This window comes from Streptomyces sp. enrichment culture, assembly GCF_964273255.1.
Classification (GTDB): domain Bacteria; phylum Actinomycetota; class Actinomycetes; order Streptomycetales; family Streptomycetaceae; genus Streptomyces.
Window position 1 is genome coordinate 6,551,123 of sequence record NZ_OZ186835.1, and the last position, 25,952, is coordinate 6,577,074.

General features: G+C 74.7%; 22 protein-coding genes. 7 read left to right on the plus strand and 15 right to left on the minus strand.

Annotated features, from left to right (window positions below):
- Positions 1 to 115: 115 nt before the first annotated feature.
- Positions 116 to 1,099 carry a LysR family transcriptional regulator ArgP gene (locus ACSU53_RS28680; RefSeq protein ID WP_437032405.1) on the minus strand — a complete coding sequence of 328 codons (984 nt, stop codon included), beginning with the start codon at positions 1,097 to 1,099 and terminating at the stop codon, positions 116 to 118.
- A 71-nt stretch (positions 1,100 to 1,170) separates the two neighbouring features.
- Between ACSU53_RS28680 and ACSU53_RS28685 the strand changes: the two genes are divergently transcribed.
- The gene (locus ACSU53_RS28685; protein ID WP_437032407.1) at positions 1,171 to 1,788 is read left to right on the plus strand and encodes a LysE/ArgO family amino acid transporter; all 618 of its coding nucleotides are present in this window, start codon (positions 1,171 to 1,173) and stop codon (positions 1,786 to 1,788) included.
- A 164-nt stretch (positions 1,789 to 1,952) separates the two neighbouring features.
- On the opposite strand, the gene ACSU53_RS28690 is transcribed toward ACSU53_RS28685, so the two are convergent.
- The 3 genes from ACSU53_RS28690 to ACSU53_RS28700 form a co-directional block, all read right to left on the minus strand.
- Positions 1,953 to 2,411 carry a cyclic nucleotide-binding domain-containing protein gene (locus ACSU53_RS28690; protein ID WP_437032409.1) on the minus strand — a complete coding sequence of 153 codons (459 nt, stop codon included), beginning with the start codon at positions 2,409 to 2,411 and terminating at the stop codon, positions 1,953 to 1,955.
- A 405-nt stretch (positions 2,412 to 2,816) separates the two neighbouring features.
- Complete coding sequence (locus ACSU53_RS28695) at positions 2,817 to 4,295, minus strand: aminotransferase class I/II-fold pyridoxal phosphate-dependent enzyme (RefSeq protein WP_437032411.1); 1,479 nt, start codon at positions 4,293 to 4,295, stop codon at positions 2,817 to 2,819.
- A 61-nt stretch (positions 4,296 to 4,356) separates the two neighbouring features.
- Complete coding sequence (locus ACSU53_RS28700) at positions 4,357 to 4,575, minus strand: hypothetical protein (RefSeq protein WP_437032412.1); 219 nt, start codon at positions 4,573 to 4,575, stop codon at positions 4,357 to 4,359.
- 161 nt (positions 4,576 to 4,736) lie between these two features.
- Between ACSU53_RS28700 and ACSU53_RS28705 the strand changes: the two genes are divergently transcribed.
- From ACSU53_RS28705 to ACSU53_RS28725, 5 genes are all read left to right on the plus strand, one after another.
- Complete coding sequence (locus ACSU53_RS28705) at positions 4,737 to 5,177, plus strand: ATP-binding protein (protein WP_437032413.1); 441 nt, start codon at positions 4,737 to 4,739, stop codon at positions 5,175 to 5,177.
- Between the two features lie 214 nt (positions 5,178 to 5,391).
- Positions 5,392 to 6,255 (plus strand): SigB/SigF/SigG family RNA polymerase sigma factor, encoded by an 864-nt coding sequence (locus ACSU53_RS28710; RefSeq protein WP_437032416.1) that lies wholly within the window; start codon positions 5,392 to 5,394, stop codon positions 6,253 to 6,255.
- Between the two features lie 171 nt (positions 6,256 to 6,426).
- Positions 6,427 to 6,666, plus strand: a complete 240-nt coding sequence (locus ACSU53_RS28715) for a DUF5133 domain-containing protein (RefSeq protein WP_437032418.1) — start codon at positions 6,427 to 6,429, stop codon at positions 6,664 to 6,666.
- A gap of 128 nt (positions 6,667 to 6,794) precedes the next feature.
- Positions 6,795 to 7,631 carry a DUF1206 domain-containing protein gene (locus tag ACSU53_RS28720; RefSeq protein WP_437032420.1) on the plus strand — a complete coding sequence of 279 codons (837 nt, stop codon included), beginning with the start codon at positions 6,795 to 6,797 and terminating at the stop codon, positions 7,629 to 7,631.
- 91 nt (positions 7,632 to 7,722) lie between these two features.
- Positions 7,723 to 8,151, plus strand: a complete 429-nt coding sequence (locus ACSU53_RS28725; RefSeq protein WP_437032422.1) for a hypothetical protein — start codon at positions 7,723 to 7,725, stop codon at positions 8,149 to 8,151.
- A 439-nt stretch (positions 8,152 to 8,590) separates the two neighbouring features.
- On the opposite strand, the gene ACSU53_RS28730 is transcribed toward ACSU53_RS28725, so the two are convergent.
- The 10 genes from ACSU53_RS28730 to ACSU53_RS28775 all read right to left on the minus strand — a co-directional run bounded on the left by ACSU53_RS28730 (position 8,591) and on the right by ACSU53_RS28775 (position 24,455).
- Positions 8,591 to 10,834 (minus strand): FUSC family protein, encoded by a 2,244-nt coding sequence (locus tag ACSU53_RS28730; RefSeq protein ID WP_437032424.1) that lies wholly within the window; start codon positions 10,832 to 10,834, stop codon positions 8,591 to 8,593.
- Positions 10,835 to 10,912: 78 nt separating this feature from the next.
- Positions 10,913 to 12,289 (minus strand): NAD(P)/FAD-dependent oxidoreductase, encoded by a 1,377-nt coding sequence (locus tag ACSU53_RS28735; protein ID WP_437032425.1) that lies wholly within the window; start codon positions 12,287 to 12,289, stop codon positions 10,913 to 10,915.
- Positions 12,290 to 12,473: 184 nt separating this feature from the next.
- Complete coding sequence (locus tag ACSU53_RS28740; protein WP_437032427.1) at positions 12,474 to 14,177, minus strand: PP2C family protein-serine/threonine phosphatase; 1,704 nt, start codon at positions 14,175 to 14,177, stop codon at positions 12,474 to 12,476.
- Positions 14,174 to 15,265 carry a SpoIIE family protein phosphatase gene (locus ACSU53_RS28745; protein ID WP_437032429.1) on the minus strand — a complete coding sequence of 364 codons (1,092 nt, stop codon included), beginning with the start codon at positions 15,263 to 15,265 and terminating at the stop codon, positions 14,174 to 14,176. The genes ACSU53_RS28740 and ACSU53_RS28745 overlap by 4 nt, the downstream gene beginning before the upstream one ends.
- Positions 15,265 to 15,705, minus strand: coding sequence for an anti-sigma regulatory factor (locus ACSU53_RS28750; protein WP_437032430.1), 441 nt, complete (start codon positions 15,703 to 15,705; stop codon positions 15,265 to 15,267). The genes ACSU53_RS28745 and ACSU53_RS28750 overlap by 1 nt, the downstream gene beginning before the upstream one ends.
- Positions 15,705 to 16,130, minus strand: coding sequence for an STAS domain-containing protein (locus ACSU53_RS28755; protein ID WP_437032432.1), 426 nt, complete (start codon positions 16,128 to 16,130; stop codon positions 15,705 to 15,707). The genes ACSU53_RS28750 and ACSU53_RS28755 overlap by 1 nt, the downstream gene beginning before the upstream one ends.
- Positions 16,127 to 17,026 (minus strand): STAS domain-containing protein, encoded by a 900-nt coding sequence (locus ACSU53_RS28760; protein WP_437032434.1) that lies wholly within the window; start codon positions 17,024 to 17,026, stop codon positions 16,127 to 16,129. The genes ACSU53_RS28755 and ACSU53_RS28760 overlap by 4 nt, the downstream gene beginning before the upstream one ends.
- Positions 17,027 to 17,176: 150 nt before the next feature.
- Entirely contained in the window at positions 17,177 to 17,575 is a 399-nt protein-coding gene (locus tag ACSU53_RS28765) for an STAS domain-containing protein (RefSeq protein ID WP_437032436.1), read from the minus strand.
- A 378-nt stretch (positions 17,576 to 17,953) separates the two neighbouring features.
- Complete coding sequence (locus tag ACSU53_RS28770) at positions 17,954 to 20,329, minus strand: SpoIIE family protein phosphatase (RefSeq protein ID WP_437033465.1); 2,376 nt, start codon at positions 20,327 to 20,329, stop codon at positions 17,954 to 17,956.
- Positions 20,330 to 20,447: 118 nt separating this feature from the next.
- Positions 20,448 to 24,455 carry a HAMP domain-containing protein gene (locus ACSU53_RS28775; protein WP_437032437.1) on the minus strand — a complete coding sequence of 1,336 codons (4,008 nt, stop codon included), beginning with the start codon at positions 24,453 to 24,455 and terminating at the stop codon, positions 20,448 to 20,450.
- 441 nt (positions 24,456 to 24,896) lie between these two features.
- Here ACSU53_RS28775 and ACSU53_RS28780 point away from each other — a divergent pair, with 441 nt between their 5' ends.
- Positions 24,897 to 25,268, plus strand: coding sequence for a PRC-barrel domain-containing protein (locus ACSU53_RS28780; RefSeq protein ID WP_437032439.1), 372 nt, complete (start codon positions 24,897 to 24,899; stop codon positions 25,266 to 25,268).
- 43 nt (positions 25,269 to 25,311) lie between these two features.
- Here the strand turns inward: ACSU53_RS28780 and ACSU53_RS28785 are convergent, their stop codons facing one another.
- Positions 25,312 to 25,746, minus strand: coding sequence for an ATP-binding protein (locus tag ACSU53_RS28785; RefSeq protein ID WP_437032441.1), 435 nt, complete (start codon positions 25,744 to 25,746; stop codon positions 25,312 to 25,314).
- Between the last annotated feature and the right edge of the window lie 206 nt (positions 25,747 to 25,952).

The following is a 25,952-nucleotide window of genomic DNA, read 5'->3' on the forward strand; positions in this document are numbered from 1 at the left end:
GGGCCGGGCGCGGAGCCGACGCAGGCACCGGAGGCGCCCGGCGGACGTCCGGCCGGGGGCGCGCCCGGACCGGGCCGCCGGGGACCGTCCGGCGCGGTCCGCACGGCCGGTCCCGTCAGGGGCGCAGTGCCTCCGCCGCCGTCGCGGTGACCGCCCCGGCCAGCGCGGCCAGGGCCGGGGAGTCCAGCTTCCACTGCTGCCAGTACAGGGACACGTCCACGTGGAGCTGCGGGGCGAAGCGGACGACCCGCCCGGCCCGCAGCAGCGGGACGGCCTGCGCCTCGGGAACCATGCCCCAGCCCAGTCCCGCGGCGACGGCGTCGGCGTACCCCTCCGAGGTCGGGATCCAGTGCCGGTCGGCGCTCGCTTCCGAGCGTCCGCGGGTGACCCGCCGGACGAATCCGTCCTGGATGTCGTCCAGCCGGTCGAAGACGATCACCGGCGCCCCCGGCAGCACCTCGCGCAGCGGCCCGTCGAGGTGCCGTGCGGTGAAGTCCGGGTGCGCGACGGGCAGGTAGCGCATCCGCCCCAGGTGCCGGACCGAACAGCCCGGGACCGCCTCGGGCGAGGAGGTCACCGCGGCCATCACCGTGCCCTCCCGCAGCAGCGCGGCCGTGTGGCCCTCGTCCTCCCGGCGCAGCTCGAAGCAGATCCGGGCCTCGGGCGGCACCCGGCCGAGAGCGGGCAGGAACCAGCTCGCCAGGGAGTCCGCGTTGACCGCCACCGGCACCCGCGTGGCCCGGCCGGTGCCGCTGAGGCCCAGTTCGGCGTGCGCGTCCCGCTCCAGCAGCCCCACCTGCCGGGCCAGCCGCACCAGCACCTGGCCCGACTCCGTGGGCCGCACCGGCTTGGTGCGCAGCAGCAGGACCCGGCCGGTGCGCTGCTCCAGGGCCTTGACCCGCTGACTGACCGCGGACGGCGTCACGTGCAGGACGGCCGCGGCCGCCTCGAAGGTCCCCTCGTCGACCACCGCGAGCAGGGTCCTGACCTGGTCCAGCGGCAGTTCCGACGCGGGGGAGGGCGGGCCGCCGGACCCGCGGGCGGCGGGGGGACCGGTCGCGGGCGGCTCGGAGGAAACCGGTGGTGAGGGCTTCGGCATCACAATCGCTAAGGGTACGTAAGAATCCTTAGCTGTACTGCACGTACCGGCCGCGACTAGCGTCCTTTCCCATGACGAGCAGCCTGACCACCGCCGCCGCCGGCTTCGGCACCGGCCTGTCCCTGATCGTGGCCATCGGCGCGCAGAACGCCTTCGTGCTGCGCCAGGGGGTGCGCCGCCACGCCGTCCTCGCCGTCGTCGGCATCTGCGCCCTGTCCGACGCCGCCCTGATCGCGCTGGGTGTGGCGGGCATCGGCGCGGTCGTGGTCGCGTGGCCGGGGGCCCTGACGGCGGTGGGCTGGGTCGGCGGACTGTTCCTGCTCGGCTACGGCGCCCTGGCGGCACGCCGGGTCGTCCGGCCGGAGGCGGACGGGCTGCGCACCGAGGGGGAGGCGGCCGGATCGCGCCGCCGGGCGGTACTCACCTGCCTCGCGATGACCTGGCTCAACCCCCACGTGTACCTGGACACCGTGTTCCTGCTCGGTTCGGTGGCCGCCGACCACGGCCCGCTGCGCTGGAGCTTCGGCCTGGGGGCCGTGCTGGCCAGCGTCTGCTGGTTCGCCGCCCTGGGCTTCGGCGCCCGGCTGCTGAGCCGCTTCCTCGCCCGCCCCGCGGCCTGGCGGGTGCTGGACGGCCTGGTCGCCGCGACCATGATCGTCCTGGGAGTGAGCCTGCTGGCGGGCAGTTGACGCGCCCGCCGTGCGCGGCGCCCGGCCGGCACCGCGCCGTCGGCGTACCCGCTGCCGTCGGCCGTACCGGACGACCGGCGTGCCGTCCCGCGGCCGTATCTCGCCGGCCGTCCCGCGGCCGTACCTCGGCGGCCTTCCGCGGCGCCCGGGGCCCGACGCCGGCTCTACGGCACCACGCCCCGCCGGTGCAGCGCGTACTGCTCCAGCAACTGGCCGCGGGTCATCTCCAGCCGGTGGGCGAGGATCTCCGCGACCGCGCGCACCAGTGTCAGCCCGAGGGGCGGGTCCTGCTCGCACAGGCCGAGCACGGCCGCCGCGTCGAACTCGTAGGCGCGCACCTGGCTGAAGGCCACGGCGCCGAAGTCCCAGCGGTACGGGGGGAAGAGCCAGGACCAGCCGAGCAGGTCGCCCGAGCCGAGGCCGGCGACCGTGGTGCGGTGCAGGTGGTTGATCCGCTGGTCCAGGGAGACCGCGCCGGACCGGATGACCCAGAAACGGTCGGCGGTGCCGCCCGATTCGAAGATCCTGGTGTCCTCGGGGAAGTGGACCTCCCGCGCGAGGGTCATCAGGCGTTCGCGCTGGGGAGGCGGGAGGGCGGTCAGGAGTTTGATCGCTTGGGTCATGGCGCGGCGCTCCTAGCCGTACGGACGGTTCCGGGGCGTGTTCCCCCGCTTCCCGTTCTCTGGCCTTCTTGCTCTCTCCTCCATTGGAGCCGCCCCGGGCGCCCGGGGCACGTCGGGGAGGGGGACCGGTCCGAGGCGGGGTCCGGGGGCGGGCATGAAAAAGCCCTGGCTGGACGGGGGAAACCAGCCAGGGCCGTAAGGAGTGGTGCCGGAGGACCGCGCGTCGACTCCGTGACCACGTGTAGATGAACGATAAACCAAACCCGGCGCTTTGTGGGAACCGGAACCCGGTCACGTGACCCGTTTCACTTTCGCGGCCGCTTCCGTGGCTGCCTTCCGCTTCCGGTGCTCCCCCAGGGGCGTGCCGTCCCGGTCGCGAGCTCCCGGGAGGCGGACGCCCGGGACTCACGCCGCACGCTCGCCGACGACCCGGATCGTCTCCAGCGACGGCTCCGTCGGGTCCGGCAGGTACATGCCCGCGTCGAGGCCCGTCCGCAGGTAGCGCAGCACGGGCTCGTTCAGCCGCTCGCCGGGCAGCACGGCCGGGATGCCCGGCGGGTAGGGCGTGATCATCTCGGCCGCGACCCGGCCGGCGGCCTCGGCGAGGGGTACCTCCTCGGCCGGGCCGAAGAACGCGTCGCGCGGCAGCAGGGCCTGCTCCAGGCGCAGCTCGCCCGGGCTCGGCACCTCGACCCGCGGCCCCCGCGGCAGGTTGGGCGCCGCCCGCGAGAGGTCCTTCAGCGCCGCCAGCAGCTGACCGGTCGTCTCCCGGTCGTCGGCGTGGGTGAGCTGCATGCCGATCCGGCGGTGGTCGGCGAGATGGGCGTCGACGCTGCGGTGCTCGCGCAGCCAGTCGGCCGCCGTGTACCCGCTGATGCCCAGTCCGTCGAGGTCGATGACGCAGGGCAGCGGGTCGAAGGCGTCCGCACGGCCCGGGCCGCAGTAGTCGGCGCGGTCGTCGACGTGCATCCCGTCGATCTCCCCGATCGCCGCCCGCACCTCGCCGCACAGCTCCAGCGCGGCACCCATGAGCTCCTCGCCGCGCAGGGCCATCTGCCGCCGCCAGCCGTCCAGCCCGGCGTGGATCAGCACCGACGGGCTCGTGGTGTCGAGCAGGTCGGCCGTGATCCCGAGCAGGGCCGGTGTCACCAGGTCGCCCCGCAGGTGGAAGACGGACCCCTGCTCCAGGCCGCTGCCCATCTTGTGGATGCTGGTCACGCAGATGTCGGCGCCCGCGTCCATCGCCCACGACGGCAGGTCCGGGTGGAAGGGCAGATGGGCGCCCCACGCCTCGTCCACGATCAGCGGGCGCGCGCGCCGGTGGCACACCTCGGCCACGGCGGCCAGGTCCGCGCAGGCCCCGTACGGCGTCGGGCTGGTGATGAGCGCGCCGCGCGCGTCCGGGTGCTCCTCGAACGCCCGCTCGAACTCGGCCGCCGACGGGGGATGGGCGATGTGCCGTCCGGCGTCCCACCGGGGCTCCACCCAGACGGGCTCGATGCCGGACAGGATCAGGCCGGAGACCACGGACTTGTGGGCGTCCCGCCCGATCAGCAGCTTCTGGTGCGGACCGGCCACCGTCAGCATCGCCGCCTTGACCGACAGGGAGCTGCCGCAGGTGCTGAAGAAGGTGTGGTCGGCGTGCACCGCGTCCGCCATCAGCTCCTGCGCCTGCTGCAGGACGCGGCCCCGGGTGAGCCGGTCGTCCAGGCCGCCGGACGCCAGGACGTCGCCGAGGAACACCGCGTCGCCGAGGACCTCGCGCACCGCGGGGTCGGCTCCGCGGGCCTGCTTGTGTCCCGGCGGAGTGAAGGCCAGCTGGCCCGTGCGGCGGTATTCCTGCAGCGCTTCGAGCACCGGTGCCCGGTGGTGGTCGGCAGTCATGCGTGCCGGGTGCCCGGGCCGGACGGAGACATTCCGCCGGTGCTCCCGCCCGCCGCCCGGCTCAGTCGCGTACGGTGCGCCGGCCCGGGGTGAGGATCTCGTCCAGGACGGTCAGGACCACCTCGTAGGCCACTCTGCGGGCCTCGGCGTCACCGGCCGGCCCTCCGTCGTCGGCCCCGGAGCCGTTCCCGGACCGCAGCGCGCGTTCCTCCTGCGCCGCCCGGGCCCGGGCCCGCTGGATGCGCCGCAGCAGTTCGTCCGAGTCCACCACATCGGTCATGTACGGCCGGGTACCCCCGTCCGCCGCCCGCATGACAGGGCGCCCGGATGGGGGCCCGGGAGGTTTGCCGCCACCGGGACAGGTGAGCCGAAAAGGGAAGAACGCGGCATCCGTCCGACCGGGCGAGCCGCCGATCCGACCGAGAACCAGGGAGCCCGAGGATGCGAGAGGCGCATGCCACCCTGCCCGTTGCCGATCCGCCGGACCACGGCCCGGTCCGGCGCACCTCCCCGTGCCGGCCGGGCGACGTCCGGGAAGCCGTCGCCCGCGCGGTGTCCGAGCAGTGCCGGACCGCCCAGTGCGACGCCGACGCCCTCTCCGACGCGCTGCTCGTCGCGTCCGAACTGACCACCAACGCCATCCTGCACGGCGGAGGCGTCACCGAGGTCCGGGTCGACGTCACCGGGCCGTCGGTCCGCGTCTCGGTGAGCGACCGCAGCGACGAACTCCCGGTGACCCGGACCGCCGCCGAGCGGGCGCGCGGAGGCCGGCGGCCCGGCGGTCACGGCTGGCCCATCGTCTGCCGCCTCTCGCGCGACGTGCTCGTGGCCGACCTGCCCACCGGCGGCAAGTGCATCACCGCCGTGGTGCCCCTCTCGTGACGCCCGGCGTCCGGCGTCACGGGCTCCGGAACGCTTCCGACGATTGTCCGGCACAGGGGTGTTTGTTCGTTTGGGGGCGGGGCAACCGGAGTTTCGTGCTTCGGACCGGAGGCGCGCCAGCGGGACCGCTGTGACTGCTGTGAACCCCCTCCGGGTCACCGCGTCCGCGTCCCGCGGTAGAACCCCCCAACCACCGCTCGGGAGCGATACCGCAATGCTCATTGACACCCCGGCCGCCCGCCCCGCGACCCAGCCCGCCGAGACGGCCCGTCCCCGCAGGCGGCACGACGACGCCCCTGACACCGCCGCCCTGTTCCACCGCCTGGCAGCCCTGGAGGACGGACCGGAGCGGGACGCCGTGCGCGACGAGCTCGTCACCGCGTGGCTGCCCATGGCGCACCGCATCGCCGGCCGCTTCCGCGACCGCGGCGAGTCCGTCGAGGACCTGCGCCAGGTCGCCGCGCTCGGCCTGGTGAAGGCCATCGACCGCTTCGACCCGGCCCGCGGAGCCTTCGAGAGCTACGCCGTCCCGACCATCACCGGCGAGGTCAAGCGGCACTTCCGGGACCGCATGTGGGCCCTCAGGGTGCCGCGCCGGGTGCAGGAACTGCGCAACAAGGTGCGGGTCGCCCGCCGCGAACTGACCCAGCACCCCGGCAGCCCCGAACCCTCGGTCGCGGACCTCGCCGCCCACACCGGGCTGACCGAGGAGGAGGTCCGTGCCGGGATGGAGGCCCTGGAGAGCTTCAGCACCCTCTCGCTCGACGCGGAGCTGTCCACCGAGGACGACGGATACAGCCTGGCCGACACGCTGGGCGCCTCGGACAGCTCCTACGACACGGTCATCGACCGCGAGTCGGCCAAGGAGGGCCTGCGCCGCCTGCCCGAGCGCGAGCGCGCCATCCTCTACATGCGGTTCTTCGAGGACATGACCCAGAGCCGCATAGCCGACCGGCTGGGCATCTCCCAGATGCACGTCTCCCGCCTGATCAGCCGCAGCTGCGCCCGGGTGCGCGCCGAGGCGATGGGGCAGCGTCCCGGCCGCCGCGGCTCCACGGGCCCGTCGCCCAGCGCCTGATCCCCCGGGCAGCGACCGGGCGGCCCGCACCACTCGCACGGACCGCCCCGCCACCCGCACCACCCGTACCACCGCACCACCCGCACGGTCGGCCTCGCGCGGCCCGCGCGGCTCGTCCCACCCCTCGTACGACACGGACGCCCTCGTCCCACGGACCGGAGAACGAATCCCATGCTGAAGCCACACCCCGTCGTGCTGCGCCGTCTCGTCGACGAGTACGAGGCCCTCGTGGGCGCCGACACCCTGCCCGGCCCCGCCGGGCCGAACCCCCGGGTCCGTGACGTGGCCTACACGCTGTGCGTGTCCACCGGCACCCGGGACGTGCGGCAGGCCCTGGAGACCGCGCACCGGTGGCTGGGGACCTCCGGGGACACCGCCGGCCCGCGCCCCGCGGCCCTGGCCGCCGACTGAGCGCGACCGCGTGACACGTGGGGCGCCGGACCGCCGTCCGGCGCCCCACGTGTGCGCGCCGGAGACCGGGGCATCCGGATGTCTGCCGATGTCCCGAAGGGGGGCACGAGGAACGACGTGGGGGGCTCATGAACCTGGGGACGCTGGCCCGCAGAGGCCGCACGGACGCCCGGCGGGCCGCGAACGGGTCGGTGCGGGAGGGCGCCGCGCGCGCCGGTCTCACCGCCCGGGGCGTCATCTACCTGCTGGTCGGCGTGCTGGCCCTGCGGATCGCCTTCGGCGACGGCGAACGGCAGGCCGACCGGGGCGGGGCCCTGGCCGAACTCGCCGACAAGCCGTTCGGCGCCGTCCTGCTGTGGGCGCTCGGCATCGGACTGGTCGGCATGGCCGTGTGGCGCCTGACCGAGACTCTCTTCGGCGCTTCCGGCAGGAACGGCCGCAAGGCCCGCAAACGGCTCGCCTCCGCGGCCCGCTGCGGCTTCTACGCGTTCGTCGCCGTCTCGGTCCTGGCGTTCGCCCTGGACCGGGACAACGGCAGCGGATCGAGCGACCGGCAGTCCCGGGACGTCACCGCCCGCGCCCTGGAACTCCCCGCCGGCCCGTGGCTGGTCGCCCTGGGCGGAGCCGTCGTGGCCGGCGCCGGGGTGTGGATCGGGGTGCGGGCCGCCCGCCGCACGTACCACGACGAACTGCGTCTCGGCGAGCTCGGGCGCCGCGCCCGGACCCTCGTCGACGTGACGGGCGTGGGCGGCGGCATCGCCCGCGGCCTGGTGTTCGCCGCGGCCGGGGCGTTCGCCGTCCGGGCGGCCGTCGACTACGAGCCCGACCGGGCCAAGGGCCTCGACGACACGCTCCGCAGCTTCGCGGACACCCCCGCCGGGCCGTGGCTGCTGGTGGCCGTCGCCGCCGGACTGGTGCTGTTCGGCGTGTTCTCCTTCGCCCTGGCCCGCTGGCGCCGCGTCTGACACCGCCGTACCGGGGGCCCGGCTGGTCCGCCGCCGCTCCCCGATGCGGCGGCGGCCGTATGACGAGCCGGATGCGGGGAACCCGCGTGCCATGAGCGAATCCGAGATCCCCCCGGAAGGCCGGCCCGTGGACGTCTACCTCGACCTCCTGCGCGTCCGGATGGACACCGAGGACTACCGGCTTCTGCTCCGAGTGGTGGAGCCGGTCCTCGAGGCGATCGAGGAGCACCGCCTGTCCGGCCTCGACCTCGCCCTCGACGGCGGGGACGACGAACTGCCCCAGGAGGTCCGCGACGAGGCCGCCCTCGTCATCGCGACCGCCGTCACCGGCCGCCTGGACAACGAGGTGGTCGAACTCGAGGTGGACGACACCGGCCCGGTCCGTGTCGTCACCGACGCCCAGACCGCCGCCGACCCCAACCGCCTGGGAGAGATCGCCGACTACATCAGGGACCGCCACCGGCAGAACGAGGAACTGCGCGGCATCGCCGCCGCCAGCGGACTGCCCACCGACTTCTGAGGGGCGGACGCCCCCGCAGTGTGTGCCGGGGGCGGCCTCACCGGTCCCGGTCCCGGCCTCCCGCTTTCTGGCCCCCGGCCCCTCCGGCCCCTCCGGTCCCACCGGCCTCATCGGTCCGGCCGCCCGGCCCGGCCGCCCGGCAACCCCGGGTGGCCGGGCCGCGGTCGTCCGCCGTGGTGGGCCGCCCGCCGTTGTGGGCCGTCCGCCGTGGCCGACCGCCCGCCGTGGCCGGTCGTCCAGTGCGGCCGGTCGTGCGGTGTGGCCGCGTCGTCCGCCGTGCCGGGCCGCCCGCGTCGCCGTGTCGCCCCGCCCGGCGGAGCCGCCGCCCCCCACCGGCCCGCCCCCGCGGCGGGGACCGGCCGGACCCGCCTCGCGCGCGCCTGCGCGCCGCCCGCCGGCGGCGTCCCTCACCTCACCCGGCGGCGGCGCCCGCCCGTCCTCACCGGTCCGCCTGCGCGAGCGGCACCCCCAGCGGCCGGGCGAGGCCCAGGACGGCTTCGTCCAGCCGCTGCAGGTGCCGCAGCACGCGGTCGGTGACCCGGCCGAACCGCGGGGTGCCGTCCGCCGCCAGCCCCTCCAGCAGCGAGGCGATGCTCGGACCCGTCTCGATCTTCGCGGTGGTGTCCTCCTGGGCGACCCGGGCGGCGATCGCCTGGATGTTGCGCACCGTCCGCCCCGCCGCCCCGCTCAGCCGCGGGTCCGCGGCGATGGACGGATGGGCGGGCAGCAGCTCGGCCGTCGCCGCCAGCGCCCGGGCGTGGTAGGCACAGGTCTCCAGGAGGGCCACCACGTACCGGGCGTTGGCGCGCCGGGCCCGCAGCGGGGTGACCGGGTGGGTGAGCGGCTTGGTGGCCGAGCGCAGGTCGCCCAGCGCCTGGTCCAGCTCCCGCGACTTCTCCAGCAGGTCCGTCACGGCCCCGCCGCTCAGCTGCGCCGCCGCCGCCTCCGTCACCTCGGCGAGCCGCTCCAGCACCGTGCCCAGCAGCTCGTTGGTCCGCCGGTCGGTGCGGATCGGCAGCACCAGGGCCGCCGCGACCACCCCGCAGGCCACCCCCAGGGCCGTCTCCTCCAGGCGCAGCACCAGCACCTCCCAGCTGTAGGTGTGCAGCAGGGTGTAGAGCAGGCCCAGCATCGCGGTGACGAAGAACGACATGAGCGTGTAGGACAGCGGCGCCGTGTAGAACATCGCGAAGATCAGCAGCAGCACCAGGGCGAACGCCGCCCAGGTGTTCCGGCCCACCACGGCGGCCAGCAGCATCCCGGCGACGACACCGAACACCGTGCCCAGCAGCCGCCGGTAGCCCTTGACCAGGATCTCGCCCGTCGACGCGGTGTTGATGAAGACGATCCAGCAGGTGAGGACCGCCCAGTACCAGCGGTGCGCCGACAGCAGCTCGCCGCCGACGATCGCCAGCGACGAGCCCACCGCCACCTGCACGGCCGCCCTCGTGGTCGGCCGCCGCAGGCCCTTCTCCTCCGCCGCGTCGCCCGTCTCCTCCCCGGCGTCGATCGCGGCGTCCTCGGCGTCCAGTTCCTCGCGCGAGCGGGCGGTGGACGGGGTGTCGTCCGACTCGTCCTGCGGCCCGTCCAGGGCGACCCGCAGCCCCATCACCGCCCGCCCGGTCTCACCGATGGCGCGGAAGACGTCCTGGACGGCACGGGAGGCGGGCGGCAGGTTCTCCTCGTCGCGGTAGGCGAGCAGCCGGTTGCGCAGATGGGCCACCGCGGTCCCCTGCGTCCCGGTGTGCAGGATCAGCGTGCGCAGCGCGAGCAGGTCCCGGCGCAGCGCCGCCGCGGCCTCGTCCGGTCCCGGCAGCCGGCCCACCTCGGGTGCCGGCGCACCGGGCAGGTGCAGGGTGAGGGTGTCCGCCCGCTGGGCGCTGCGGGCCGACAGCAGCAGCAGGCCGAGCCGCTCGGCGGCGATCTCCGCCTCCGCGACCCGGCGCTGCACGAGCCGGGCCGCCGACTCGTCCGGCGTGCCCTCCTCCAGCCGGGACTGGATCATCAGGGCGGTCTCGTGCAGCCGGGCGGTGCCCTCGCGCAGGTCCTCCAGCGCCTTGTCGGCGTTCTCCGGAGCGGCGTCGAGCAGCGCGAGCTGCGCCGTCACCAGTTGCGCCAGCCGCGCCCGGAAGGCGTCGCGCAGCCGCCCCATCAGGCCCGTCGGCGTCACCGGCACCAGGGCGAACCGGGCCAGCGCGCTGCACGCGAACGCGACGGCGATGGCCGCCCACAGTCCGGGCAGCCCACCGGGGTCGGCGCCCACGAACAGCGACAGGAAGTAGACCTGGAAGGCGATCAGCCCCAGCGCCGTGCCCCGGTCGCCGAACCGCCGCCCGTAGACCGCGCAGAAGATCAGCACGACGAAGCAGAGGTCGCCCACCACGACCCGTTCGCTGAGCAGCGCGGCCAGCGACACCGAGGCCAGGGCCACCGGCAGACCGAGGGCCAGGGTGACCGCCTGGGCCGGGCGCCGGCGCTCCCGGATGGAGAAGGTGGAGACCATCGCGGAGATGGCTCCCGCCACCATGAGGCTGGTCGACGCCCCCGCGAGACCGAGCACGGCCAGGGTCAGGGCCAGGGCCCCCACCGTCCGCAGCGCGGACGTCAGCCGCAGCAGCCCGGGGTCGGACGCCACGAAACGCTCCCGCAGCCCGGTCCGCACCCCTCGTCCCGCAGCGTTCACGCCCCCGCACACTCTCCCGTCACCAGCGACGGGCCGGATTCCGGCCCGGCCCGCCGCACCGTCACACAGCCGTCCGGATCACCGTACCGGCCGGCCCTCCTCCTCGACGTGGGCCCGCACCTGCTCCGGCGTCAGATAGGCGTCGGTGAACTCGAAGTCGCGCAGCTTCGCGCGCTTGCGCGCCTGGAACCCGGTGCGGACGAAGTCGTCGCCGGCCACCGCGTTCAGCATCCAGCTCGTCAGCACCCGCGTCTTGGCGACCCCGGTGCGCAGGGCGCCCAGGTGGTACCCGCGGGCCACCACCTGCGCGGGCAGCCCGTGCAGCTCGACGCCCAGCGGCTTGGACACCGCGTCGGTGCCGCCGAGGTCCACCACGAGGCCCAGGTCGTGGTGGGTGTAGCGGCGCAGCGGCTGTCCGCGCAGGGTCGCGATGACGTTGTCGGCCACCGTCCTGCCCTGGCGCTGGGCGTGCTGGGCGGTCGGCGGGCACACGGCGCCCTCCTCGCCCTTCGCCAGGTCGGGCACCGCCGCGGAGTCACCGAGCGCGAACACGCCGTCGTAGCCCGGCAGGGTCATCTCCGCGGTGACCGCGAGCCGCCCCCGCACGGTGTCGGCGCCGAGCGTGGCGATGAGCGGACTCGCCACCACCCCGGCCGTCCAGATCAGCGTGTGGGTGGGCACCACCCGGCCGTCGGTGAAGGTGACCTCCTCCGGGCCCGCCTTCGCGATGGACACCCCGAGCGAGATCTCGATGCCCCGCCGGGTGAGGATCTCCAGCGCGCTGCGGCCCAGCTTCTCGCCCAGCTCCGGCATGAGTTTCGGGGCGATGTCGATCAGGTGCCACTTGATCAGGCCCGGGTCCAGGCGCGGGTAGCGCTCGACGGCGGCGTGCGTCAGCCGTTGCAGGCAGGCCGCGGTCTCGGTCCCGGCGTAGCCGCCGCCGACCACCACGAACTGCAGCCGGGAGGCGCGCTCGGCCGGATCGTGACTGGCGTCGGCGAGGTCGAGCTGGGCGATCACGTGGTCGCGGATGTACGCGGCCTCGGCCAGCGTCTTCATGCCGAAGGCGTGGTCCGTCAGCCCCGGGATGTCGAAGGTCCGGGTGACGCTGCCGGGGGCCAGCACGATGTAGTCGTACGGCTCGTTGACGATCTCGTCGGTGATGGTCCGGATGACGCACACCTTCGCCCGCAGGTCCACGCCGATGGCGCCGCCCGGGATGATCCGGGTGCGGTACTTGGTGCTCCGGCGCAGCGACAGCGCGACCGACTGCGGGGTCAGCACACCGGAGGCCACCTGGGGCAGCAGCGGGAGATAGAGCTGGTAGGAGACCGGCGTCACCAGCGTGATGCGCGCCTCGTGGGGCGCGAGCCTGCGTTCCAGCCGCCGGACGCACGCCACTCCGGCGAAACCTGCGCCCACAACCAGGATCCTGGGTCGAGTCACGGTGGTCATCCCTCTCCGGCTGCGCGTGTCCTGCCTCGTACGTCGACGCCCTTCGCGTGCCCCCGTATCGCACCACGATGCCCGCAGCCGGGCGCGGGCGCACCGGGAGAGGGCGGCCGGCGGGGCCGGGGACGGCGGCCCGGCCGCAGGGAGCGGCGGCACCGGGCCCCGGGAAGGGCCCGGCCGCCGCCGTTCACCCGTGCAGGTGACAGAGCAGCAGGCAGATGTCGTCGTCGCGTTCGGAATCGCTCAGCAGCGGGCTCAGCAGCCGGTCCGCGGACGCGTCCGGATCGGCGTCCAGTCCGGCGGTGCCGAGGGAGCCGAGCGCCGCCGACAGCCGCGCGATGCCCGGGTCTATGCCCTGCGCGCGCCGTTCCACCAGCCCGTCGGTGTACAGCGCCAGCGTCGACCCCGGCACCAGCGGCTCGGTGTGGTCGGCGATCTCCTGGTGCAGCGGGATGCCGAGCATCGCGCCCGGCTTGGCGTCCAGGATGCGCACCCGCCCGTCGGGCAGCCGCAGCACCGGCGGCGGGTGGCCGGCGGCGGCCCAGGTCAGCGTCGGCTCCTCCGGATGGAACCGCGCGATGACGGCGGTGGCGAACAGGTCCGGCTGGAGCTGGTGCAGGAACTGGTGCAGCCGGGTCAGCAGCCGGCCGGGACTGCTGCCGTCGACGGCGTAGGCGCGCAGCGCGGTGCGCAGCTGGCTCATCATCACCGCCGCGTGCAGCCCGTGCCCCGTGACGTCACCGACCACGGTGAGCAGGCTGCCGTCCGGGCCCCGGAACGCGTCGTACCAGTCGCCGCCGATGTTCAGCCCGTGGGTGGCCGGGAGGTAGCGCGCGGCCAGGCCGAGCCGCGGGATGTGGGGCAGCTCGGTCAGCAGGGCGCGCTGCAGGGTCTGCGCGATGTCCCGGTTGTGCTCGAAGCGCCGCGCGTTGTCCAGGGCGATGCTGGCCCGCCGCGCGAGCTCGATCAGCATGACCGCGTCGTCGGGCGCCCAGCGCTCCCCGGGCGGCGACAGGGTCAGCACGCCCAGCGGGGCACGCCGGGTCAGCAGCGGCACGCACAGCAGCGGCCGCTGCGGGTCGAGCGCCGACGGGGGCTGGTCGTCGACCCCCGGCAGCCCGCCGGGGTGGCTCGCCGCGTACTGCGGGCGCCCGGTGCGGGCGGCGCGGACCGCGGCGGCGGCGTGGGACGCCGGGTGCACCTGCTCGCTCTCGTCGTCGAACAGCCACACGTCGACCCACGAGGCGTACGACGGCACCAGCAGCTCCGGCAGCCGGCGCACGATCTCGTCGAGGTTCAGCGACGCGTTCAGCACGGCGCTCGCGTCCGCCAGGAACGTCAGCCGGCGGCGGGCGTTCTCCGCCTCCTTGCGCGCCCTGCGCTCCGCGGCGAACGCCGTGCGCTGCGCCCGCCCGGCGGCGTCCAGCTCGGCGTGCAGCGCCAGCACGCCCTGGTTCGTCTGGTGCAGCTCCTCCCGGTGGAAGGCGACCAGCGCCTCCTGCGCGGTCAGCTCGTCCAGTACGGCGGCCGTGTCGTCGTCGGCGTCCAGCAGCGCCTCGGCCGGGTCGGCGGCCCCCTCCTCCGGGGCGCCCGCGGCCGGCTCCGGCGCGGCGACCGCGACCTCCCACGGGATCTGCCCGGCCGCGGCCAGTTCCGGCGGCGGCGTCAGCACCGCGCGCAGCGACCCCGCGCCCGGCGCGGAGGACGGCAGGTCCAGGGTGAGCACCCAGGTGCCGCCCTTGGCCAGGCACTGCCGCAGCCGGCCGGTGAGCGACGCCGCCAGCCGGGCCCGTTCGACCGCCGGCACGCCGCAGCGGGCGGCGGCCCGCCCCACGGCGGCCCGCGCGCCGGCCGCGTCGGCGGTGCCGGTGATGCGCCACGTCCGGGTCATGGGCGGTCCGGGGGGTCGGGGGCCAGGACGGCGACGGCGGTGTCGTCCCGGACCGGCAGGGCGGAACTGCTCGCGTCCCGGATCGTCACCGCGGCGGTCACCGCCGGGTCGGTCGCCGGCCGCCCGGCGTCGGGGGAGGGGCTCCAGCGGCTCGTCAGGCCGTCGCTGTGCAGGATCAGCAGACTGTCGGCGGTCCACGGCAGGTCGTCCTCCCGCACCCGGCCGGGCCGGTGGACGCCGACGATGCCGGGTCTCGACAGCAGCGCCCGCCACCGGTCGCCCTCGCGCAGCCGGGCCCCCACGTTGCCGATCCCCGCGAACCGCAGCCGCTCGGCGCGCCCGTCCACCTGGGCGACCGCGACGGCGGCCCCCCGGGTCCCGGCGAGCGCCTCGTGCAGCCGCCCCAGGATCTCGGCGGGCGGCAGGTGCGCCCACCGGCGCAACGCCTCCACCGCCGCCGTCGAGGCCCGCGCGGCCTCGGTGCCGTGGCCCAGCCCGTCGGCGAGCAGCAGGGTGCAGCGGTCGCCGTGCCGGTGCCAGGCCCACGCGTCCCCGGAATGCGTGGCCGAGGCGTAGGGGATGTTCACGCCCCCGGCGCGCACGCCCGCCGCCCGCCACGCCCCGCTCCCGCCGGGACCGGCGGCGGCCCGCCCGGCCGTACCGGACGGGGAGCCGGGGGAGAGGCGGGCCACCGCCACGGTGCCCCGGCCCGGCGCGCTGTGCACGGCGAAGTCGTCGGACAGGCGCCGGCAGGTGCCCAGCCCCGCGCCCAGGGAACGGGTCGTGGTGTACCCGTCCCGCAGGGCGGTGGGCACGTCCGGCATGCCCGGTCCGTGGTCGACGGCGGCGATCTGCACGGACCGCGCCGCGGGACCGTCCGGCAGCACGGGCGGGTCCACCACGTCGATCAGCATCGTCCCGCCCTCCGCGTACTTCAGCAGATTCGTGGCCAGCTCGGTCGCCACCAGCGCCGCCGCGGCGGTCCGGCGCTCGTCCAGCCCGGCCACGGCGGCCGCCTCCTCGGCGGCGACGCGGGCGTCCCGCACCCGGGTCGAGTCCCGCACCGGCACCTCCCACACGCGCGGCATCAGACGTCCTCCCGCACCCGGGGAGGCCCGGAGACCCAGGATGTCACCCGCACGGTGGTTCCGGACCCGGGGGAGCTGTCCACCGCGAAGTCGTGCACGAGACGCCGGGCCCCGCCCAGGCCCATGCCCAGTCCGTCGCCGGAGGTGTAGCCGTCGCTGAGGGCCCGGTCCAGGTCCGCGATGCCCGGGCCCTCGTCGACGAAGACCAGCCGCAGCCCGGCGACGCCCGCGGTGCTGATCGCCGCACTCTCCATCCGGCCGCCCCCGCCGTGCACCAGGGTGTTGCGGGCCAGCTCGCTGGCGGCGGTGACCAGCTTCGTCTGGTCCACCAGCCCGAACCCGAGCGCGGCCGCCGACTGCCGCACGTGCTGGCGCACCCACGCCAGGTCCATGTCCGACCGGATCGGCAAGCAGGCGTCCACGCCCGCCGACGTGTCCATTACGCGCCCTCCCCGCGCCTGCCGCCCGGACGGGACCGTACGACCGGCTGGGAGAGCATCTCCAGCGCGACCTCCGTGTTCAGCGCCGTGCGCAGGCCGGGCAGCGTCAGCCCCAGCTCCACCAGGGTGATGGCGACCGCCGGCCGCATGCCGGCCACGACCGTCCGCGCGGCCAGCAGTTCGGTCTGCGCCGCGATCTCCGCGAGCACCCGGCCCAGGAAGGAGTCGATCATCTCCACGCCGGAGATGTCGATCACGACCCCGGTGACCCCGCTGCGCACGATGGTCTCCGCCAGGTCCTGCTGGAGCTGCTGTGCCGTGCTGTCGTACAGGTCGCCCTGGAGGGTGACCAGCAGGACGTCGCCGAGCCGCAGGACGGGCACGGCCACCTGGCCCGGGGCGCCGTGCGACGGGTTTCCGTTCACCGCCGCCCCTCGGCCGTCGGGGACGCGGCCACGATGTCGGCGCCCAGCTCGTGCAGGCAGTAGCCCAGCGCGTCGGCGAGGCTCGCCCGGGTGAGGACCGAACCGAGGTCCAGTCCGAGATGGACCATGGTCTGCGCGATGGCCGGCCGGATGCCGGAGACCACGCACTCCGCGCCCATCAGCCGGGCCGCCGCGACGGTCTTCATCAGGTGCTGCGCCACCAGCGAGTCGACGGTCGGCACCCCGGTGATGTCGAGGATCGCGAACCGGGCGCGCTGCTCGACCACCGCGTCCAGCAGGGTCTCCATGACGACCTGGCTGCGGGCGCTGTCCAGCGTGCCGATCAGCGGGACGGCCACGATCCCGTCCCACAGCTTGATCACCGGCGTGGCGACCTCCATCAGCTGCAGCCGCTGCCGGTCGATGAGGGCCTGCCCCTCGGTCAGCGCCGTCTGCATCGCGACCAGCCGCAGCGTGCCCATCAGCCGGCTCAGCGTGGTCGAGCAGCTCCGCAGCCGTTCCGGCTCCGCCTGCTCCAGGTCCGCGACCAGCAGGTTCTCGGCCGGCGGCCAGAGGGCGGACAGCTCCGCCGACACCTGCGTCGAGGACAGCCCGGCCCGCGACCGTGACGCCCCCATCCGGGCGAGCTGCTCGCGCACCCCGCTGAATCCCGCCGCGTCCGGGTCCTCGACCTTCCCGGCCTCCGCGACCTCGGCCAGGGCGTCCACGACCGTGCGGCCCGCCTCCACGGCCTCGTCCCGCGAGACGGTGAACACCGTACGGAACAGGGGTTCGTCCGCCCACCGCTGGGCGATCTGCTCCCGTCGTCGCCGCAGGAAGTCCGCGACCTCGTGCGACGGCGCCCCGAGCGCCCCGTCCGCCTCGTGCTCCGGCACCTGTCATCTCCTCGTCTTCTCGATGTCCCACCCGTACCGGCGGGCGCGGCGACCGGGCCGTGCGGCCGCCGGCCGCGCGCACCGGCCGGCGGCGCGCCGTCGGGTGGTGGTGTTGCTCTGCGGGGCCCGGTCCGTGCCGGGCCGGTCGGCTCAGCCCTCCGGGGCCTCCCGGGCGCTCTCGTCCCGCATGCCGTCCACGCGCTCCAGCGCCTCGTCCACGCTCTCCGAGACGGGGACCGTGATGCTCACCCCGGTCAGGTCCAGGATGCGCCGCACCGCGGACGTGGGGGAGATGATGTGCACGCTCCCCGGCAGCTCCCGGGCCTCCTGGTAGACGCGGAGGATGATGTTCATGCCGGAGGAGTCCATGAAGGGCACGGCCGACAGGTCGAGCAGGAAGTGGCGCCGGCCGTGATGGAGCTGGTTCGCCAGGTGGTGCTGGAACTCGGTCGCGGTGTCGACGTCCAAGTACCCCTCCACCGTGAGCAGGGCGACGTCCTCCCGGGGCAGGGTCACCTCGACGGACAGCGGGTTCTGGGCAATGGGCACGGGTACCTCCAACAAGTACGGACGTCCGGGGCGGGGGTCACCCCGGGGGCCACGCGGAACGGGGCCGGGACGCGGCAGTGATCAAGCTCTCAACGGCGACGACCTGCAAGGACACATCCCCGCTGCGGGGCCCGAAACCCCCACGCCGCCTGCCATCCGCACTCCCTCACCTACCGGCCGAGTCGCACCGCGCAGCCGCGCGTACCCCCTGATCGGCGTTTCATGCCCGGCACCGCCCGTACGGAACCCGGCCCGGCCGCGGCGGCGGGGAGCCGGCTCCGGCCGGCCCGGGTCCCGGCGGGAACGGACGGTCCCCGCCGGACCCCGCGGCCGGCGGACGGGACCCCCGTCCTCCGGCTCGGCCCACTCCGCGCCTCATCAGCCCACCCGGATGCCGACGATGCAGGTGTCGTCGTCCGTGTCCGACCTGCTGTGCGTGAGCATGCGGTCCAGCTGCTGGTCCAGCGACCTGGGGGCGGTGCCCACCGTCGTCAGGAGCTGGGTCAGCGCCTCCTCCATCGTCCGGTCGCGGCGCTCGATGAGGCCGTCGGTGTACATCAGCAGCGTGTCCTGCGCGGCCAGCGTCACCTCCGCCTCCTCGTAGTGGGCCTCCGGCACCGCACCCAGCAGCAGCCCCTTGACCGTCGGCAGGGGAGCGGCGCCGTCACCGCGGACGAGCACCGGCGGCAGATGGCCCGCGCGGGCCCACCGCAGGGTCCGCCCGTCGGGGTCGTACAGCCCGCAGACGGCCGTGGCGGTGACCGCGCCCGTCAGGTGGTGGGCCACGATGTTGAGCCAGGACAGCAGCTGTCCGGGACCCGCCCCGGTGACGGCCAGCCCGCGCAGCGCGTTGCGCAGGACGACCATGCTGGTCGCGGCCTCGATGCCGTGACCGGCGACGTCGCCCACGCACAGCAGCACCAGCCCCGACGGCAGGACCACCGCGTCGTACCAGTCGCCGCCCACCAGCTGCTCCGCCTCCGCCGGCCGGTAGCGGACCGCCACCGACAGGTCCGGCACCCGCAGCGGGGCCTGGGTGGGCGGCATGATGGCCTGCTGCAACTGGAGCGCCAGCCGGTCCCGCTCGCTGGCGTGCTGCTCGGTGTGCGCGAGCTGGTCCCGGGTGGCGGCCAGCGCCACCTCCGTCCAGTGCTGGGCCGAGACGTCCTGGTAGGCGCCGCGCACCGTGAGCACCCGGCCGTCGGCGTCGGTGACCGGCTCGGCGACCACCCGGATGTGCCGGGTCACCCCGTCGGGCCGCTGGAGCCGGAAGGCTGCCGAGGCCGGCCGCCCGTGGTGCATCAGCGTCCGCAGGAAGCGGCCGATGGGCACCGCGTCGTCGGGGTGGGCGTGCGCGGGAAGGTCCTCCAGCGGCACCGGCAGACTCGTCGGCGGACGCCCGTACAGGTCGAACAGCTGGCCGTTCCAGGTGATCTCCCCGGTGAGCAGGTTCTCCTCGAACCCGCCGATCCGGCCGAGGCGCTGGGCGTGCTGGAGCAGGCTCGCCAGCCGGGCCGCCTCGTCCTCGATCCGCCAGATGAACAGCACACTGGAGCCGTGCCGGCTGATGCTGAGGTCCGCGACCGCCGACAGCGGGACCTGGTCGACCAGCGCCGTCAGGTTCGTGCGCCGGGCCCGGAACGGCTCACCCGTCGCGTAGACCCGCTCGATCCGCTGGAACAGCCCGCTCTCCCCGGCGGCCAGCGGGTAGGCCTCCAGCAGCAGCACCCCGCTGATCATCGCCCGGGAGCGGCCCGCCGGGTCCTGGAAGCGGCCGTTGACGTGCTGGATGCGGAAGTCCACCAGGTTCCCGGACGCGTCCAGGTGCGGCACCAGGACCAGAGCCGGGTCCTGCAGCCCGTCGGCCAGGTCCATCAGCTCGGCGGCGTCCGGCAGCACCCGCGGCGGCTGGGCCGGGTCGCCCGGTGCCGTGTACGTCTCCAGCGTGTGCGCGCACAGCTCCGCCAGCGCCTCCACCTGGCGCACTATCTGCGGTGGCTGTTCGGGCAGCGGCGCCGGCCAGGCGATCTCCAGCACCCCGTGGATCCGGCCGCCGGTCCCCGCGGGCACGGCCGCCCGGCCCCCGTCGGGGTGCTGGTGCCGGCCGACGCTGGGCAGGCCCGTGTCGGACAGCGAGCCGATCCACAGGCCGTCCCGCTCGGTCAGGCCCGACCGGGCCACCGTCGCCACGTCCGGCGGCACGTACCGCCAGCGCGCCGCCTCCGCTGGGGAGAACCCGGCGCTGCCCGCCAGGGTGAGCGAGCCGTCGAAGCCCGCGGACCAGATGGCGACCGCCGTCGCCCCGATCGGCCGCAGCGCGTGCTGGAGCAGGGACTCCGCGACGGCCTGGGTGTCGTCGGCCGCCAGGACCCCGCTCTCCGCCGCGCGGAGCCGGACGGCGGCCGCCGCCTCGTCCTCCGCCTCCCCGGCCGCCCGGGTGGCGGCCAGGAACGCGCTGGTGACCTCCGACATCCGGTCCCGGGCCGCCTGGTTGATGACCTCGACGGCGAACTCCAGCGGCGTGGTCCCGGCCTGCTCGGTCAGCTCGGCGAGCTGCCGGGCCGCCTGCGCGGGACCGCACTGCAGCCGCTCGACGAGAATGCCCTTGGCCAGCTCCAGCAGGGCCCGCCCCTCGGCCTCCGCCTGGGCGGCCCGCACTTCGCGGCTCAGCCGCTGCACGGTCGCCGCGAGACGTCCCACGGGGGAGTCCGCGGCCACTCCGGCGGGCCCGGCCGGGTGCGCGGCCGCCGGCAGGCCGGTGCCGTCCAGCGGCTCCTCGTGCGGCGAAAGGCTCGGCCGGTCGGTGGTGCTCACGGTGCGGATGCTCCTCGGTTGCGGGGACCTGGGGCGCGGCGGGACGGGCGCGGGCGGCTCACGCCGGCAGCCAGCGCCGGACGCACGCCATCAGGGCGTGGGTGTCGACCGGCTTGGTGACGTAGTCGCTGGCGCCGGAGGCGAGACTCTTCTCCCGGTCCCCGGGCATCGCCTTCGCCGTCACCGCGATGATCGGCAGCTCCGCGTACTGCGGCATGGCCCGGATCTCCTCCGTCGCGGTGTAGCCGTCCATCTCGGGCATCATCACGTCCATCAGCACCAGCGCCACGTCCGGGTTGGCCATCAGCGTCTCGATGCCCCGGCGCCCGTTCTCCGCGTGCAGCACCCGGAAGCCGTGCAGCTCCAGGATCCCGCTGAGGGCGAACAGGTTGCGCGCGTCGTCGTCGACGACCAGGACCGTGCGGCCGGCGTGCGAGTCGTCCACCACCGGATCCGGTGTCTGCCGCTGCGGGTCGTCCGGCCGGACCAGGGACAGCACGTCGCCGGGCTCCTCGGCGGACAGGTGCAGCGCGATGCGCTCCCGCAGCTCGTCCAGGCTGGAGAGGAACTCCAGCGCGGTGCCCGCCGCCCGCGAGCGCAGCGTCTCCTCCATGGCGGTGTCCGCCCGGTGGCCGCTGTGCACCAGCACCGGGACGGCGGCCAGCGCGGCGTCGCCCCGCAGCGCCTCCAGGAAGCTGGCCGCCTCGCCCTCCATGCCCAGCTCCAGCACCACGCAGTGGCACGGCTCGGCCGCCAGCGCGCCGGCCGCCTCCTGGGCACCGACGGCGGTGATGATGTCGACCACGGGCCGGCTCGCCCCGTGGCCCCGGGCCCCGGCGACGTCCTGGACGACGCTCTCCGCGACCAGCGTGAGCAGGCCGCGCGGGCGCTCCTCCACCACCAGCAGCCGCCGCGGACGCCGCTGCGCGTCCCCGCCGCCCTCCAGGGCCGGGACCGCCCGGGACGGCGCGTCGGCGGGGAGGACGGACGCCTCGCCCCGCACGGCCGTGCCGGGGCCGAGCGTGAGCTTCTCGAAGTCCGGCCGGGCCACGGGCAGGAACAGCGTGAAGGTGCTGCCCTGGTCGGGCGCGCTGTCCACGCTCACCGCACCGCCGAGCAGGTGCGCGATCTCGCGGGTGATGGACAGCCCCAGGCCGGTGCCGCCGTACTTGCGGCTGGTGGTGCCGTCCGCCTGCTGGAACGCACCGAAGATCGTCTCCAGGTGCTGCTCCGGGATGCCGATCCCGGTGTCGCGGACCCGGAAGGCCACCACCGCGCCGTGCCCCCGCACGCCGGCCGGCACCTCGTCCTCCGCCGCCGGTTCGATCCGCAGCTCGACACTGCCCCGCTCGGTGAACTTCACCGCGTTCGACAGCAGGTTGCGCAGCACCTGCCGCAGCCGCGAGTCGTCGGTGAGCAGGTCCGCGGGCGCGCCCGGGGCGGTGGTCACCGTGAAGTCCAGGCTCTTCTGCATCGTCATCGGCCGGAAGGTGGCCTCGACGTACTCGATGAGCCGGCTCAGCTCCACCCGCTCGGGGCTGACGTCCATCTTCCCGGCCTCGACCTTGGACAGGTCGAGAATGTCGTTGATCAGCTGCAGCAGGTCCGAACCCGCCGAGTGGATGATCTGCGCGTACTCGACCTGCTTCGGGGTCAGGTTGCGCGAGGGGTTCTGGGAGAGCAGCTGCGCCAGGATGAGCAGGCTGTTGAGCGGGGTGCGCAGCTCGTGGCTCATGTTGGCCAGGAACTCCGACTTGTACTTGGACGCCAGCGACAACTGCTGGGCCCGCGTCTCCAGTTCCTGCCGGGCCTGCTCGATCTGCAGGTTCTTCGCCTCGATGTCCCGGTTCTGCGCCACCAGCAGCGACGCCTTCTCCTCCAGTTCGGCGTTGGAGCGCTGCAGTTCCTCCTGCTGCACCTGCAGCTCCGCGGACCGCTCCTGGAGCGCGCCGGTCAGCCGCTGCGACTCGGCGAGCAGTTCGTCGGTCCGGGCGTTGGCGACGATGGTGTTGACGTTGACGCCGACCGTCTCCATCAGCTGGGCCAGGAAGTCCTGGTGGATCTGGGTGAACGGGGTCACCGAGGCCAGCTCGATGACGCCGAGGACCTGACCCTCCATCACGATGGGCAGCAGCACCAGCGCGGTCGGCACCACCTGGCCGAGGCCGGAGGAGATGGTGACGTAGTCCGGCGGCAGGTCCTCCACCATGATCGTGCGGCGGCTGCGCGCGGCCTGGCCGACGAGGGTGCGTCCGAAGGCGATCCGGGTGGGCCGCTGCAGGTCGTCGGGGTAGCCGTAGGAGCCGACCAGCCGCAGCTCGGGCCCCTCGTCGCCGTCCTCGGCGAGGTAGAAGGCCCCGTACTGCGCCGACACCAGCGGCACCAGCTCGTCCATGATCAGTTCGGCGACCACGGGCAGGTCGCGGTGGCCCTGCATCAGCCCGGAGATCCGGGCCAGGTTCGTCTTGAGCCAGTCCTGTTCCTGGTTGGCGCGGGTGGTCTCGCGCAGGGACTCCACCATCGAGTTGATGTTGTCCTTGAGCTCGGCGACCTCGCCGGACGCCTCCACGTCGACGGAGCGGGTCAGGTCGCCCTCGGCGACCGCGCTGGTGACCGCGGCGATCGCCCGGACCTGCCGGGTCAGGTTCCCGGCCAGCTCGTTGACGTTCTCCGTCAGGCGCTTCCAGGTCCCGGACACGCCCTCCACCTCGGCCTGCCCGCCGAGGCGGCCCTCGGTACCGACCTCGCGGGCCACGCGGGTGACCTCGTCGGCGAAGGCGGAGAGCTGGTCGACCATCGTGTTGATGGTCGTCTTCAGCTCCAGGATCTCCCCGCGCGCGTCCACGTCGATCTTCTTCGACAGGTCGCCGCGGGCCACCGCCGTGGTGACCAGCGCGATGTTGCGGACCTGGCCGGTGAGGTTGCTGGCCATGGAGTTGACGTTGTCGGTGAGGTCGCGCCAGGTGCCCGCCACGTTCGAGACGTGGGCCTGGCCGCCGAGCCGGCCCTCGGTGCCGACCTCGCGGGCGACGCGGGTGACCTCGTCGGCGAACGCCGACAGGGTGTCGACCATGGTGTTGATCACCTCGGCCAGCGCGGCGACCTCGCCCGCCGCCTCGACGGTGATCCGCTGCGACAGGTCGCCCCGGGCCACGGCGGTGGCCACCTGGGCGATGGAGCGGACCTGGCCGGTCAGGTTGGACGCCATCACGTTGACGTTGTCGGTGAGGTCCTTCCAGGTGCCGGAGACGCCCCGGACCTGGGCCTGGCCGCCGAGGCGGCCCTCGGTGCCGACCTCGCGGGCGACGCGGGTGACCTCGTCGGCGAAGGCGGAGAGCTGGTCGACCATCGTGTTGATGGTGTTCTTCAGCTCCAGGATCTCGCCCCGCGCGTCGACCGTGATCTTCTGCGACAGGTCGCCCTGGGCCACGGCGGTGGCGACCAGTGCGATGTTCCTCACCTGGCCGGTCAGGTTGCCCGCCATGAAGTTCACCGAGTCGGTGAGGTCGCGCCACGTGCCCTTGACGCCCTTCACGTCCGCCTGGCCGCCGAGCCGGCCCTCGGTGCCGACCTCGCGGGCGACGCGGGTGACCTCGTCGGCGAAGGCGGAGAGCTGGTCAACCATCGTGTTGATGGTGTTCTTCAGCTGCAGGATCTCGCCGCGCGCGTCCACGTCGATCTTCTGCGACAGGTCGCCCTGCGCGACGGCGGTGGCCACCTGGGCGATGTCCCGGACCTGGGTGGTCAGGTTGCCCGCCATGGCGTTCACCGAGTCGGTCAGGTCCGCCCAGGTGCCCGAGACCCCCGGCACCTGCGCCTGCCCGCCCAGGGTGCCCTCGGTGCCGACCTCGCGCGCCACCCGGGTGACCTCGGAGGTGAACACCGACAGCTGGTCCACCATGCCGTTGAACACCTTGGCGATGTCGCCCAGGAGTCCGTCGGCGTCGTCGGGCAGCCGGGTGCCGAAGTCCCCGTCCCGCACCGCCGTGAGCCCGGCCAGCAGCCGGAGCAGCTCCTGGTCCCCGGGCACCGTGTCGGTGCTCTCGGGACTGTTGCCGCTGGTCATGCGCACCCTCGTTCCGCTCCCCGGGAGTCCCCGCCGACGGGAACTCGACCACCCCTGCCGGGCCGCCGCGCGACCCGGCCGCCGTGCCCGCGTTTGTGCAGTTCACGGCTTCGCCAGATGAGAAATACGCCGAAGGCTAACCCAGTTCGCGGGCCCGGACCAAAGCGCGGGCACCCGTGCGGGAGGGCGCCGGAACACGTGGCGGACGGCGTGCATGACCTGGCCCCGCCGGGGTAATCGGACAGGTTTCGCGTCCCCGCGTCCGGCCGTCCCGGGGGCAAGCGGGAGCACTCGGGTTTCCCGGGCCCGGCGCGGTGTATGCGCAGGCCGGTAGCCGGGTATCCGGTGCTGTGAAGCCGCGCGGACCGCGCACCCCCGACCGCGCGCCCCCCGCGCCGCCGGCTCCACGGAACCGTCACGCACCGAAAGGCAGGGGACAGCGTGCCCAACGACACCATCTGGTCCTACGCGTCGGACCTGGGTCCCGCCCGGGATCGCGACCTGACCGGCTACACCGTCGCCGCGAGCGACGGCACCGTCGGGCACGTGGACCGGCAGGCCGACCATCACGGCATGCGGCACCTGGTCGTCGACACCGGGGTGTGGGTGTTCGGCCGGAGCCTGCTCGTGCCGGTCGGTGTGGTCGAGGGCGTCGACCCCGGGGAGCGGAGGATCACGCTCGCCTGCACGCGCGCGGAGGTGAAGGCCGCGCCCCGGTTCCGGACCGACAGCGAGACGCAGGACCCGGAGTACCTGTCCTCCGTGGGCGCCTACTACCGAGGACTGTCCGGCGGAACGGGACCCACCTGCTGACCCGTCACGTCCGCCCGGTCCGGCGCCGGTTCACCGGCGCCGGTCACCACGGCAGGAAGACGTGGATGTCCTTGCCGCCGTCGCCCGTGACGACACTGACCTGGTCGCACAGCGTGTGGATCAGGTGCCAGCCGATCCCGCCCCCTCCGTGACTGGGGTGGAAGGGCCGCGGGGCCGGCTCGGTGGTGCTCGTGTCGTGCATCACCACGTGCACACCGTCGAACGTCCGGCGCAGCCGCAGCTCGAACGGCCCCGGCGCGTACTGCACCGCGTTGGCGGCCAGCTCCGTGACGACCAGGAGGATGTCGTCCCAGTGCTCGGGAGCGGACGGCGCCTGCAACCGGGCCAGGTCGAAGAGGAACTCCTCCGCGACCAGGCGTGCGTCCGTCACATCGTGCAGCTCCCCCGGGAAGCTGGCGACGCGGCTCGTGATCTCCTCGGCAGCCAGTGTCCTGTCCCAACGCGACTCGAATGCCATCTCGCCTTCCCGGCCCCTGGGCGGGGCAGCGTCCTTTCCCTGCGGCCTTGTCCCGTGTCGTCCCTGCGGCTTCTCGGTCTGTGGGTTCCCGCGCCGACGGAGCCTACGCGCCCGCATGCCCGAGAGCGGCCGGTGACAAACCCGTCACCGGCCGCGCGACCCCGCCCGGCCGTGCCCCGGCGGGCGTGACGGCGGCCGGGCAGCAT